The organism is Haloferula chungangensis, assembly GCF_042664875.1.
GTDB classification, from domain to species: Bacteria; Verrucomicrobiota; Verrucomicrobiia; order Verrucomicrobiales; family Akkermansiaceae; genus Haloferula; species Haloferula chungangensis.
The window spans coordinates 1-12982 of record NZ_JBHTBS010000017.1; the positions used below are offsets into that span (position 1 = coordinate 1).

Annotated in this window: 10 protein-coding genes; 6 read left to right on the plus strand and 4 right to left on the minus strand. The window is 60.1% G+C overall.

Going from position 1 to position 12982, the window contains the following annotated elements; genetic code table 11:
* On the minus strand, positions 1-1062 hold a 1062-nt coding region (locus ACFQY0_RS19700; protein ID WP_379716232.1), incomplete at its 3' end, for an IS4 family transposase.
* 460 nt (positions 1063-1522) lie between these two features.
* Entirely contained in the window at positions 1523-2002 is a 480-nt protein-coding gene (locus ACFQY0_RS19705) for a hypothetical protein (protein WP_379716235.1), read from the minus strand.
* A gap of 316 nt (positions 2003-2318) precedes the next feature.
* On the opposite strand from ACFQY0_RS19705, the gene ACFQY0_RS19710 reads away from it, so the two are divergent.
* Positions 2319-2588 carry a glycine zipper domain-containing protein gene (locus ACFQY0_RS19710; protein ID WP_379716238.1) on the plus strand — a complete coding sequence of 90 codons (270 nt, stop codon included), beginning with the start codon at positions 2319-2321 and terminating at the stop codon, positions 2586-2588.
* 279 nt (positions 2589-2867) lie between these two features.
* On the plus strand, positions 2868-3308 hold the full coding sequence (locus ACFQY0_RS19715; protein ID WP_379716241.1) for a hypothetical protein: 441 nt from the start codon (positions 2868-2870) through the stop codon (positions 3306-3308).
* Here ACFQY0_RS19715 and ACFQY0_RS19720 read toward each other — a convergent pair.
* Complete coding sequence (locus ACFQY0_RS19720; protein WP_379716244.1) at positions 3242-4453, minus strand: outer membrane protein assembly factor BamB family protein; 1212 nt, start codon at positions 4451-4453, stop codon at positions 3242-3244. The two genes, ACFQY0_RS19715 and ACFQY0_RS19720, sit on opposite strands and share 67 nt — an antisense overlap.
* 115 nt (positions 4454-4568) lie before the next feature.
* Positions 4569-5996, minus strand: coding sequence for a PQQ-binding-like beta-propeller repeat protein (locus ACFQY0_RS19725; RefSeq protein WP_379716247.1), 1428 nt, complete (start codon positions 5994-5996; stop codon positions 4569-4571).
* A gap of 95 nt (positions 5997-6091) precedes the next feature.
* On the opposite strand from ACFQY0_RS19725, the gene ACFQY0_RS19730 reads away from it, so the two are divergent.
* The 4 genes from ACFQY0_RS19730 (at position 6092) to ACFQY0_RS19745 (ending at position 12847) form a co-directional block, all read left to right on the plus strand.
* The gene (locus ACFQY0_RS19730) at positions 6092-8131 is read left to right on the plus strand and encodes a TonB-dependent receptor (RefSeq protein WP_379716250.1); all 2040 of its coding nucleotides are present in this window, start codon (positions 6092-6094) and stop codon (positions 8129-8131) included.
* A 206-nt stretch (positions 8132-8337) separates the two neighbouring features.
* A complete protein-coding gene (locus ACFQY0_RS19735) occupies positions 8338-10584 on the plus strand; it encodes an outer membrane protein assembly factor BamB family protein (protein WP_379716253.1) in 2247 nt (748 codons plus the stop codon).
* Between the two features lie 185 nt (positions 10585-10769).
* Positions 10770-11288 (plus strand): hypothetical protein, encoded by a 519-nt coding sequence (locus ACFQY0_RS19740; RefSeq protein ID WP_379716256.1) that lies wholly within the window; start codon positions 10770-10772, stop codon positions 11286-11288.
* Between the two features lie 35 nt (positions 11289-11323).
* Positions 11324-12847, plus strand: coding sequence for an outer membrane protein assembly factor BamB family protein (locus ACFQY0_RS19745; RefSeq protein ID WP_379716259.1), 1524 nt, complete (start codon positions 11324-11326; stop codon positions 12845-12847).
* Positions 12848-12982 lie beyond the last annotated feature (135 nt).

Here is a 12982-nt window from a genome sequence, read left to right on the forward strand (position 1 = left end):
ACGCAGCTTCAACTCGATGTCCCAGCGCTGCGCGTAGAGGGCGGAGAGCTCGAGCCAATCGTAGCTCTCGTGGTCGGTCAGGGTGGTGGCCAGCACCATGCGGCGCTTCTTGCCATCGCGGTCCTCGAACCAGAAACGGATGAGCCGGATTTCCATCTCCTCGGGAAGCGCGGCCCACTCCTCGGCGTTGAGCGTGCTGCCTGAGGGCTGTTGCGCCGGCCTCTTCCAGATGACGAGACGCTGGTTGCTGCCGATGCGTCGGCCGCGGCGCCAGTCGAGGCTGCGGTGCCGCGCCTGGTGCAGGCGCATCAGGGTGTGGACGCTGCGTTCGTGCAAGGTGGCCATGAGTTCGTAGGTGCAGAAGGCGCGGTCTCCGCAGAGAATGTCGCCTGGATTGAAACAGTGCAGCAGCTTGCGGTAGATCGGCGCGTCGTGGGCGCTTTGCTCGCCTTCCGCGAAGTCCTCCCATCCGCCGTGGGCGTGGTTGAGCACGCCCATGATGCCCATGACCGGAAAACCGCAGCCGACATCCTGGCTGGAGGGCTGGGGAAACTCGGCCTGGTTTTCTTCGGTGTCGTCGAGGGCCACCGAGCTGCCGTCGATCGACTTGACGACATGGCCCCGGTAGGTGTCTTCGGGCCGGATCCGGGTGCTCAACCGGTCGTTGATCCGTCTGTTCACCGCTTCGAGGAACTTCATGGGGAGGCGTCCCCGGCCTTTGCTGTAAGCTCCGGTGTCCTTGCCCGGAGCAGGTAGTCCGGCGTCCTCACACCACGCCTGGATCAGGCTCACTCCCTTGGAAAGCGAGGCGTTGGCTTCGAGGATCTGGGCGAGCCAGGCCCAGAAGACCGTGACGTTGCAATACTGCCTGATCCGCCGGGAAACCGACAGGCCGTGAAGGAAGTCGGCCGGCAGGACATGGGAGAACTGCATCGCGTAAGTCGCGATGGAGGAGTCGGCCAGGGCACGGCGTGTGGCGGCGATAATATCTTGCAGGCGGCGCTTGGCGGAGCCACAAAGCTGCGTCGGGAATCCGCTGAGTAACGGTTGGTTTTTGGTCACACAGGATCTAACAGGACCAGCGGATTTCCGGCCACTCTTTATCCCGAGGTCCGGCTTAAAACAGTGCCATTCCTCACCTGACACCTCTTTTGTTGCTCGCCTCGCTCATTCGCTTCGCTAGCTCTTTGTGGCTCTTGGTCTTCGGCATCGCTGGTCAGTCCCGGGGGGCACCGCTTTAAGGAGGAGTCGGGAAGGTGATGTGTCATGATCATTGGTCATGAATCTGTGCTGTCCTGGAGAATACAGGGGGAGTAAGCATTGTTGAGGTCTATCTTTCATGACCGCGACGGTCATGCCACTGGCAGGTGGGGCAACCATTGCCCTTAAAGCAGCTCCATGCGTGTCAGCCCTTTCATTCTAAATCTCCTGCCTGGGGTCAGCATCGATTCCTAGATGTGTCATCACCACTCCGGGAAATGCACAATCCAAGGACTGACCTCTGATCTCTGCCCCCCCTTGCTCAGCGCCCCAGATAGCCCGCGTTGTATCCATGAGCGAATGACTCACGGAAGGCCGGTGCCACCACGCTCCAGTGTCGACTGGCCTGGCGCGCCAACCCGCGACGAGCATCGCTGGCTCCGTACCGCTGACCTTGGCTGTATGCCTGCTGAGCCTGACTACCGCCTCCACTTCCCCCGCCGCCGCTGTTCCGGTAGCCGACGTTGTATCCATTGGCGAAGGCTTCCCTACTCGGAGGAGGGACCACATTCCAATGCCGGCTGGCCTGGCGGGCAAGCCCCCGTCTGGCGTCCTGACGTCCGTAGCTTACTCCGCTGTTGTAGGCCTTGTTCGACTGTGGCGGCGGATAAGCCCCCCCGCCACCATAACCTCCTCCCGGTGGGTAGCCAGAAGCATTGGGATCGTAGTAACACCCGCTCAGCAGCCACGTGGAAACGAGAACCGAACCGAGCAGAAAAAGACGACTAACGGATACCTTCATGATGAAACCCTGATGCTCTTCTAACGTGAGTCAAGCACTGCTTGTCGGGGACCTCGGCCGGCGGCGACGAGATCGACGTGACGGTATTCCGAGCAGACGGGTGACACGTTGACCGCGGACATGGGCGACCGATTAGGGTGATGATTGCATTGTTCCAATTTTGCCGAGCAGCTGACGAGTGCGTGATGCATTCCGAGTGATTGCGCATCGCATCCCCTCAAGGGCTTCCTCAGTCTGGGCGTTCAACAACTAACACTGATAATGAAGGCGTTGCGACTCCCATCAAGATCGGCACGTTTCGGGCAATAGAGAGGGCATGGAGAAAAGAAAAATTCATATCATCCGTTGGTTTTCCAAGTCCGTGGTCATCGCATCGACTGCCCTGGCGCTGTCAAACTGCGGACCGGGCTACTCGAACGCGCAGAGGGACGCAACGACGGGGGCGCTCATCGGTGGCGCGGCCGGCGGCATCATCGGCCATCAGTCAGGGAACACTGCTGCAGGCGCTGCGATTGGAGCAGGCGTTGGCGGAGCGACTGGTTATGCCGTGGGCAATGAGAAAGACAAGCGCCGAGGCGGCTACTAATCCGTCGGCGGCCGGCACCGTCCAACGTCGGCAAGGACCTGGACCGTGGGGGCACTTTGCTCGCGGCACGAACTGCTGTCCAAAACAGCGTCTGTTAGATTGGCGGGTTCTGTTGGAATCTGCGATTCCCGCGCTGACTTCCGCTCCTGCCCCGGCTCTAGCCTGCGATCGGCCGAGCGTCGCTCAGGTTCCATCGCCCTTACTTCGAGGGCCTCGCGGCACGAGAAGGTGATGCCGAGGCGGCGCAGGACGTCATCGGCCTGATTTCAGGGCTCAGCAATGACCAGCGCCTATCCGCGGTCAAAGACACCGCCCGCGACGATTGATGCCATCTTCTCGGTGTTCCCAACAGCGGCCGGACAAACCGAATTGCTGCTCCAGATCGCTCCTTCCTACAGACAGGCGGTTTCGCGAACCTGCGGCTCCGGAAAGGACGCTCTAACATTTTTCGAAAAGACCATGGACCGTCTCGATCTCGCGGCTGAGTTCCGCCAAAGTGTGATCAAGTCCCTCCACGAGCCCCCCCGGAGGCACCCTGAGTTCCGTCTCATCAATGGCGTTCGCTCCCTGTCGCGAGCCCCGGACCGGCATCCATCGTCGATCACTCCCGTTTTCACGCTGCCGCGGAGAGATCATCGGGAGCAGTTCGAATATCAGTCCACCTTCAAGCAGACCGCTTCGCCCTTGTTGCTGCGGGCGAAAATCATGCCGTCGGAATAGGCGACGGGAGCCCAGCAGAGCCCAGAGAGCGGCGTCACACGCCCTTGCTCCTTCCAACCGGACTTTGCCGGATTTCCGACAATGATGTCCCCCTTTTCCGATAGGATCACCAGCGTGTCTCCCACCATCAACGAACTCCCGCGAGTACCGGGCATGCTTTCACGCCAGTGAATCTTCCCGGACTTCAAGTCCATCCGGATCAGCTCGGCATCGATGTTCTTGTCGCCGAAGACACCGAGGATATCGCCATCGATCAGAATGCTGTTTTGGAAAATCATGCGCGTGTCCTCTTCCTTGTGGAGCACCTCCGCCTTGCTTTTCGTGACGTCGATCACGGCGTATCCCATGCCATAACCAGAAGCCAGGAACATGTTTCCGTCGAGATACTGCGGGTTGCTTGCATTGATGTCGTAGGATGTCCGCCAGGTGAATTCGAAGAGTTCCTTGCCGGTCTTCAGATTGTAACCCACCAACTCGCGACCATAGAAGCCGGCCATTGCCGGGGTGCCCTGATAGTCGAAAAATACCGGTGCCGCATATCCGGGCTTGGTCTTTCCACCGAATTTGGACTCCACTTCACCCGTCTTTGCGTTCAGCACGTAGACCGCCTCGTCCTTCGCACAGGGCAGACAATACAATACCGATCCTCTAACAATCGGCGAAGCCGAGTATCCCCATGATGGGGCGGTGCCGCCGAAGTCTGACTGATAGTGCTTGTGCCAAACGGGTTTCCCGTCAGCCATGGAAAGGCAGAACAGGTTGCCCGTTTTGCTCAGGGTGTAGACCACGTCGCCATCGATGGTGGGCGTGGCATTGGGACCACCGGCATAAAGTTTCGGCTGAAGCTCTTCTTCATACTCGTATTTCCAGATCACATCGCCGGTCTTCGCCTCGAGACACCAGACCGTATCCTTGCCACCATCATTGCCCATCACCACGGCCTTGCCGTCCACGATCGCAAAGCTTGTGCAGCCCGCGCCCAGCTGTTTTTTCCAGAGCTCAACCGGTTTTTTCGATGCCCAGTCGGTCGAGATCTTGCCATCGACCCGCGCATTCCCATCCGGTCCCAGGTAACGAGGCCAATCCTGAGCAAGGGAGCTGCCAACCATCGCGGTTACGGCAAAAAGGAATGCGGGCACTTTCATTGTCACTGACCCTATCCCGCAAATGCGCCGCGGCAAGCGGGGAGTGAAGCCGGGAAGAGTAGAAACGCCCCTGCATCGCCATGGCGACGAAAAGGCGCGATCCCATACGGTTCAATCAATCGGCCTTGATGGCCATCAGCGACTCCTGGGTCCGCAGGTATCCCACGCCATCCGCAAAGATCGCCGAGCTCCGGAAAGGCTTCACCTCGGTGCGGGCGATCTCTTCAAAGACCTTGCCAGGCTTCACGAAGGCCACGCGACCATCTTCGGCTCCCACCACGATCACCTCACCTGCCAGGGTCAGGCTCGGGTAGGCGGTTCCGGTCAGACCTTTCACCTTCTGTTCATAATGAAGCTTCCCCGTCGCCGCATCGAGTGCCTGCATGTCATAGTCGCGTGAAATCAGATGCACCACACCATCCACCACCAGCGGTGATGAGTAGTAGCGATTCTTCGCCACCTGCGTGTGCCAGATTTCCTTCAAGCCATCCTTATCCATCGCCTCAATCGTCGATGGAATTTCCAAACAATAGGCATCGCCCTGGTCTCCCTCGCTGCCATGCGCAAAGTAGACGCGCTTGCCGATCACCGATGGGGTATTCATGAAGCTCCATTCCTTCGACTTATTGACATAGCCTGCCGACCATAACTTTTCTCCATCGTCCGCCCGGATCAATTCACCGCGCGACGTAATCAGAAACGACTTCCCTTCCAGCTCGAAGTTTGCCGGAGCGTTGAACACCACGCCTTCGCTTGGCGTTTTCCACAGCTCCTCACCCGTCGCCGGATCCAGCGCGTGGTAATCCTTGAAGCGCACGATCAACTTGCCATCGACGAGGGTCGGTGAGCTGGCACCACCCCAGCTGTGGTCCGGATTTTCCAGGCGCTTGTGCCAGATCCTTTTGCCATCGAAATCATAGCCTACCACCACACCGATGCCGAAACAGGCGAAGACGTGCTTTCCATCGGAAACCGGCGTGTAGGACGAATATCCGTTCGTATCATGAGCTTTCGGCTTCTGTTCGCTTGCTGGGCCCGATCCGGATTCTCCCACGATCGCCGCGATCTGTTTCTTCAGTTCTGCCACTTTTCCTTCAAGCGCCTTATCCCCCTTCTTGCGGCGCAATTGCCGCTCCGCGCGGTAGAGATCGCGCTCCAGTGGCTCGGCCTTCTTGGCCGCTTCCGCCGCCTTGGCCTTCGCTTCATCCGCCTTGGCCCGCTCCTCCGGCGTCAGATCCAGGAGGTCACTGTATTCATTCCCCTTCTCCCACAGGATCTTACCACTCTCCGCATCCGCACAAATCAGCGTCGCCGGCTCCGCTGTTAGGAACAACTTGCCATCCACGACAATCGGCGAGGCATTGCTCCGTGAGGAAATCGGCGTCTCCCATTTCACCTTCGATCCATCCTTCCAATCGAGCGCCGGATTGGCTTCGGGAAAGAGTCCGTTGCCTCCATTTCGCCAGCCTTTCACGTCGTCGGCTGAGGAAAACGAGCTGATGACGAAACTCGCGGCAATTATTGGGTAATATTGGATTCTCATAGGCGTATGGATTTGGCTACGGCATTTAATGCAAAACGATTCAAGCTGCCAGCGAAAGATTGACCCATCCTCCACCTCTTCCAAACTCCCACCGAATGCACACCACCCGAATCGCCCTCGCCACGACCGCCATTCTGAGTTCTCTCGCTGCGGCGCAGGACCTCGAATCCCTTCCCGCTACCATTGTCGAAGCCGAACGCGCCGAGGATAACCTCTCCGCCGTCAGCGTGCTTTCCCAAGACTCGCTCGACCTCTTCCAAGCCGAGAGCTTCTCCGACCTCACCGGCCTCGTCCCCGGCTTCAACGTCGTTTCCGCCGACTCCCGTGGCTACGGTCAGGTCGTCGCCATGCGCGGTTCGACCAATACCCTCTTCTTCGGCCCGCCCGCGCTCGGCCTCTACGTCGATGACGTGCCACTCGGCGACGCCTATTCCTACCCCTCCGAGCTCCTCGACCTTCAGGAGCTCCGCGTTTATCGAGGTCCCCAGGGCCCCTGGTTCGGCCGAAATGGTGCCGCCGGTCTCGTCGAAATGACCACCCCCGGAGCCACCGACACCCCGTTCACCAAACTCACCGCCGAATACGGTTCCTACAACCACCTCGGCCTCCACCTGCTCAACTCCGGCTCGCTCGGTGGCGACTTTTCCTACTCCCTCCAACTCTTTCACGACCAGAGGGATGGATTCATTCGCAATGCCTACCTCGGTGACAATACCGACGATCGCGAAGCTTCGGGCGGCCTCCTCAAGCTTTACTGGAATCCCAGCGACGACTTCGAGCTGATGCTGCGATTTTCTGCGGAATTCATCGACGATGGCTCTCAGCGCCTGACCTCCCTCTTCAGCCCCGATCCCTACACCGACTTCTCCGATTTCCGTGGTCAGACCGACCTCGAGCGCTACCAGACCTCGCTCCACTCGCGCAAGGACCTCGACTGGGGCCGGATTGAAACCATTTCCAGCTACCAGACCTGGAACATGGACCCTTCGACCGTCGATCTCGACCTCTCCTACCCCGCAATCAATGGCGGATCCGACGCCCGCTCGATCATCACTCAGCGGCAGGATCTCATCTCGAACGAAATCCGCTTCACCTCGAATGACGACGCCCCGCTGACCTGGCGCGCCGGACTATTCCAGCTCTGGACCGACAACGTCGGCGTCGCCTCCCGTCAGCTTTTCCCCGGTTTCACCGAAATCACCAACTTCGACATCGAGCAACTCAACCTCGCCGCCTTTGCCAACACCACCTGGCAGGCCACCGAGCAGCTCAGCTTGGACGCCGGACTCCGCATCGACTACTACGATACGGAAATCGACCGCGTGCAACGCGCGCCCTTCCAAGCCGACCAGTACGTCATCGGCTCGCAGGATGACGTCTACGTTTCACCCGTCGCCGGCATCACCTATGCCTTCCACCCTGCCCTCGAAGGCTTCTTCCGCTCCGGGCTCGGCATCAAGCCCGCCGGCTACTCCGCCTACGTCGACAATCCCGCCGTCGCCGCCTACGACGACGAGCAGAATTGGTCGAACGAGATTGGCCTGAACTACGACTGCCCGGCCTACAATCTGCGCGTCGGCGTCCGCGCCTTCTACGACCAGATCGACGACTATCAGGTCAATTTTTCACCGCCACTCGCCTTCCGCTCGACGGATTTCTTCATCCTCAATGCCAATGAAGTCACCTCCAAGGGCGTCGAGCTTGATGCCGCATGGGCACCTGTCGATGGCCTGACCGTCCGCGGCAGCATCGGCTACACCGACGCCGAATTCGATTCCTTCGCCGACCCCTTCACTCCCGGCGTCTACTACAACGGCAACCAGGTTCCTTTCGTCCCCGAATACACCGGCAGCCTCGGCGTCCGCTACGAATTTGACTGTGGCTTCTACGTCGGCAGCTCCGCCCGCGCCTTCGGACCCACCAAGTTCGACTCCGCCAATACCGCCCTCTTCAGCCAGGACGCCACCATCACCTGGGATGCCGAGATCGGCTATGTCGCCGAGCATTTCACCGTCGCCCTCTTCGGGACGAACCTGCTCGACGCGAACTACTACACCTTCATCAACCCGCAGATCGCCGCCGGTGCCCCCGCCGACCCGCAGCAATTCGGCATTCGCGTCAGCACGACCTTCTAACGGGACGATCAAAGGGGGAAGGGGCGATCTGGCTCCTTCCTCCCCGCCGAATTTCTCGATTCTTTAGCAGCCTATCCCCCAAAAAAACCTTCTCCCTTCCCTCGAAAGAAAAACCCGTCACCATCAGCGCAAATGTCCCCCGTCCCCGCCAAACCCGACTCGGGCTCATTTGAAACCTAAGACCTAGAAGTTAGAATTTCGCTCCAATGAAACCTTTTACCACCTTCGCCCTCCTCGCCGCTCTGGCGGCCACTCCTCAGCTTCATGCCGATGCCACCGGTTGGCTCAACTGGCGCGGCCCGTCCCAAACCGGGGCATCCGCCGAAAAAGCCCTCCCCTCCGACCTCCAGCCCGGCAAGGAACTCTGGACCTACGAAATCCAGGGAGCCGGCACCCCGGTCATCGCCGATGGACTCCTCTACGCCTTTGGATTCTACGGCGAAAAAGGCGAGGACACCCAGGAAGCCCTGCTCTGCCTCGACGCCGTCACCGGCGAGAAAAAGTGGGAGCACCGCTTCTCCGACTACATCTCCGACGTCGTCTACAACCGCTACGGCATCGGCGCCCCCATCGTCGATCCTGAGACCCGAAACGTCTACCTTCAGACCTCCAACGGCCGCTGTGTCGCTTTCACCCGCGATGGCAAACAGCTCTGGGAAATCTCCCTCATTGAGGAATACGGCCGCCTCACTTTCCCCAACGGCCGCACCGGCTCGCCCGCGGTCTTCGGCGACCTCGTCATCTTTCACTGCGTGACCGCCAACTGGGGCCTCACCGGACCCGCCGCTGACCGCTTCTACGCCTTTGATAAAATCACCGGCGAACCTGTCTGGGACTCCACCCCCGGCATTCGCCCGGTCGATTCCTCCTTCGCCCTGCCCGTCTTCGCCAAGCTCGGTGGGCACGACGTGTTCTACGCCGGCGGTGGCGATGGCAACGTCTACGGAGTCGACGCCCGCACCGGCAAACCGCTCTGGCGCTTTCCCGTTTCCGCCGGGGGCGTGAACTCGCAGGTCATTCTCCTCGGCAACGACAAACTTGTCGCTGTCCACGGGGCTGAGAATCTCGACGCCTCGACCACCGGTCGGATGGTCTGCATCAAGATCCCGACGACTTACCCGGATGGCAAGGAACCGCTCGTCCTCGGAAAAGACGCGGAAGTCTGGCGCAGCGACGACATCACTGCCTTCACCTCCTCGCCCGTTCTCGCCGAAGGCAAACTCTACACCACCATCGCCACCGGAGAACTGCTCTGCAACGACCCCGAAACCGGTAAGACCCTCTGGCGCAAGAAGCTCGCCCCCGACCAGATCCACGCCTCTCCGACCTACGGCGACGGCAAACTTTACGTCCCCTTCTTCGATGGCCACTTCTACGTCGTCGAGCCCGGGGACACCGGCGCCGAAGTCCTTTCTGAAGTCAAACTCACCGAAAACTGCCTCGGCGCTCCGGCCATTTGGGAAGGCAAAGTCTACCTCTTCACCAAATCGAAGATTCACTGCTGGGGAGTCAAAGAAGGGAAGTATTTCACCGTCAAGAACACACCCAAACCCGAACCCGGCGAGATCACTCAGCTCCAGATCATCCCCAACGAATTCGCCCTCAAACCGGGTGATTCCGAAACCTTCAAAGTCTTCGGTCTCGATCAGTATGGCAATCGCGTGAAGGAAGTGACTCCCGAGTCCTGGGAAGCCTTCATCCCACCCTCGGCCCAAGTGAAGGCCAAAGTCGATGCCAGCTTCAAGGACAGCACCCTCACCGCCGGCCCCGACGCCCAACTCTCCGCCGGTGCTTTCAAAGCCACCTTCGACGGCATGAGCGCCACCACCCGCGGACGAGTCGTCGCCGGGCCCGGCTACAGCGAGGACTTCGAGGACATCGAGCTCAGCATGGACTCACCGGAAGGAGAAAAGGTCAACTTCCCGCCGCTCCCATGGCTCGGCGCCCGCATCAAATGGTATGTCCTCGAAAAGGACGGCTCCAAAGTCCTCGCCAACCGGCTCGACAACGTTCTCTTCCAGCGGACCATGAACTTTTTCGGCCACGTTGACGAAAGCGACTACGTCCTCCAGGCTGACGTCTGCACCGACGGCAACCGCCGCATCATGTCGAGCGTCGGACTCGTCAACCAGCGCTACCTCATCGCGCTCGTCGGCAACTCGCAGATCCTCGAAGTTTCCTCGAACTACGAGCGCGTCAGCCAGTCGGTAAAATTCAAGATCACGCCCAACACCTGGTACACCCTCAAGACCCATGTGAAGCCCAACGGCGACGGCACCGGCACGGTCTTCGCCAAAGTCTGGCCCCGTGAGGATGACGAGCCGGAGGCTTGGACCATCGAAGTCCCCGTCAAGCACTGCCACCCCAACGGCGCCCCCGCCGTCTTCGCCTTCTCCCCACAGGCTCAAAAACGCGTCTACGTCGACAACATCAAACTGGAGAGCGCCAAGTAGCCCTCTCTTTGGACTGCGGTGGCAGAGCGAAGCGGCGACACCGCTTTGCGAGCCACTCTTCCACCATCTCTTCCCAAAACCAACTCCCGCCTGAAACAGAAACCTCATCCCACCATTCAAATCGTCGACCCCGCCACCAAAGCGGTGTCGCCGTTCGTTCCTCACTTTGCCACCGCACGCCAAAGATGCTCCGCATCCTCTCCATCCTCCTTCTAACAACCCTAACCCTCTTTGCGCACCCGCACGAAGACCTCCCCGTCGACGCCTCCGAAGAAGCCCGCCTCGCCCTCGCCAAAGCCAAAAAGTTCGGCCTCTCCGAAGGCCTCCCCCACCCCGCCAAGGAAACCGAACGCTTCAGCGCCGAAGCCCAACGCAGAGACACCCAGCAGATCACCGGCTTCTTTTTCTACAAACCCGATCAGAAACTCGACCCCGCCACGACCGACAAGCTCCGCCAGATCATCGCCGACTCCGACAACCTCACCGAGTGGAAGGAACACAAAACCTGCGGTGGCTTCCACCCCGACTGGTCCCTCAACTGGCGACGCGGCTGGAGCAAGGACCACGCCTTGATTTGCTTCAGCTGCGACGAGATCATTTACATCTCCGGCGACTTCCAACTCCGCTACAACCTCACCCCCGCCGCCTCCAAACAACTCAAAACCCTCCTCAACCCCTTTCAAAGCAAACGCCCCGCCCAATAACTGTTAACCGACAACTGATAACCGGCCGCCAACTCATGAAACTTCCGCACTATCTTCTCGCTCTCTCGACCACTCTCGCTCTCCCGACACAAGCAGCCGATTGGCCCATGTGGGGACGCAGCCCCGACCGCAACATGGTCGGCACCGCCAGCAACCTTCCCACCGAAATCAATCCCGGCGAAATCGGCGACGACGAACAAGTCGACCTCAGCGAAGCCAAGAACATCCTCTGGGCCGCCAAGCTCGGTTCCCAAACCTACGGCAACACCGTCGTCGCCGACGGCCGCGTCTACGTCGGCACCAACAACGAAGTCCCACGCGACGCCAAACAGCAAGGCGACCGTGGCGTGCTCATGGTCTTCGATGAAAAGACCGGCAAGTTCCTCTGGCAGCTCGTCATCCCCAAGCTCGGCGCCGGCAAGGTTTCCGACTGGGAATACGTCGGCCTCTGCTCATCTCCCGCCGTCGTCGGCGAGAAAGCCTACATCGTCACCAACCGTGGCGAAGTCATCTGCCTCGACACCAAGGGCATGAGCAACGGCAACGACGGCCCCTTCAAGGATGAGGCCAAATACTCCACCGCCGATCCCGCCGCCCCCTACGAGCTCGGCCCCGAATCCGCCGACATCCTCTGGATTTACGACATGCGTGAGGAGCTCGGCGTCTTCCCTCATAACGTCTCCTCCTGCTCACCCGTCGTTGTCGATGGCATCGTCTACACCGCCACTTCGAACGGCGTCGACTGGTCGCACACCAATATCCCCGCACCCCTCGCCCCCGCCCTCGTCGCTCTCGACGCGGAAAAAGGCACGCTGTTAGGCGAGGAACTCTCCGGCGTTTCCGAGCGCGTTCTCCACGCCTCCTGGTCCTCCCCCGCCTACGGCAAGCTCGGCGGCAAGGACCGCATCGTCTGGGGTGGCGGCGACGGCTTTGCCTACGCGTACGAACCCAAACCGACCTTCGACAAGGATGAGGAACTCGACGTCCTCAAGGAAATCTGGAGCTACGACGCCAACCCCGTCGAATACCGATTCAAAGGAGGTGATCCGAAAGGTGAACCGATCAAATACGCCACCTTCAAGGGCCCTTCCGAAATCATCGGCACCACCGTCGTCTATGAAGACCACGTCTACGCCGTCACCGGCCAGGACCCCGAACACGGCGACGGACTTGGCATCCTCACCTGTCTCGATGCCTCCGGCAAACCCGTCTGGACCTTCAAGGACATCGGTCGCTCCATTTCCACCCCGAGCATCCACGACGGCCTCATCTATCAGGCCGAGTATGACGGTGACCTCCACTGCATCGACATCAAGACCGGCAAGCAGCTCTGGGTTCACGAAACGCAGTCCCGCATCTGGGGCAGCACCTTGGTTGCCGATGGCAAAGTCTTCCTCCCTACGGAAGACGGCGAGGTTCACATCCTCGCCGCTGGCCGCGAGAAAAAGGAGCTCGGCCTCTACACCTTCGACGCCCCGATCTACAGCAGCCCGATCGTCGCCAACGACGTCCTCTACGTCGCCACCATGACCCACCTCTACGCGATCAAGTCGAAGTAACTTGGACTGCGGTGGCAGAGCGAAGCGGCGACACCGCTTTGCGAGCCACCCTTCCAATCCCTCTCCCCAAACCAACTCCCGCCTGACGCAGAACTCCCAATTCACCCTTCGAACCCCAAAATGCCCGCCACCAAA

What these genes read in the sequence shown, in the direction of transcription:
- ACFQY0_RS19740 (WP_379716256.1), top strand. Translation starts at nt 10,770, where the DNA reads ATGCTCCGCATCCTCTCCATCCTCCTTCTAACAACCCTAACCCTCTTT.
- ACFQY0_RS19715 (WP_379716241.1), top strand. Translation starts at nt 2,868, where the DNA reads ATGACCAGCGCCTATCCGCGGTCAAAGACACCGCCCGCGACGATTGAT.
- ACFQY0_RS19705 (WP_379716235.1), bottom strand. Translation starts at nt 2,002, where the DNA reads ATGAAGGTATCCGTTAGTCGTCTTTTTCTGCTCGGTTCGGTTCTCGTT.
- ACFQY0_RS19725 (WP_379716247.1), bottom strand. Translation starts at nt 5,996, where the DNA reads ATGAGAATCCAATATTACCCAATAATTGCCGCGAGTTTCGTCATCAGC.
- ACFQY0_RS19710 (WP_379716238.1), top strand. Translation starts at nt 2,319, where the DNA reads ATGGAGAAAAGAAAAATTCATATCATCCGTTGGTTTTCCAAGTCCGTG.
- ACFQY0_RS19735 (WP_379716253.1), top strand. Translation starts at nt 8,338, where the DNA reads ATGAAACCTTTTACCACCTTCGCCCTCCTCGCCGCTCTGGCGGCCACT.
- ACFQY0_RS19730 (WP_379716250.1), top strand. Translation starts at nt 6,092, where the DNA reads ATGCACACCACCCGAATCGCCCTCGCCACGACCGCCATTCTGAGTTCT.
- ACFQY0_RS19745 (WP_379716259.1), top strand. Translation starts at nt 11,324, where the DNA reads ATGAAACTTCCGCACTATCTTCTCGCTCTCTCGACCACTCTCGCTCTC.
- ACFQY0_RS19720 (WP_379716244.1), bottom strand. Translation starts at nt 4,453, where the DNA reads ATGAAAGTGCCCGCATTCCTTTTTGCCGTAACCGCGATGGTTGGCAGC.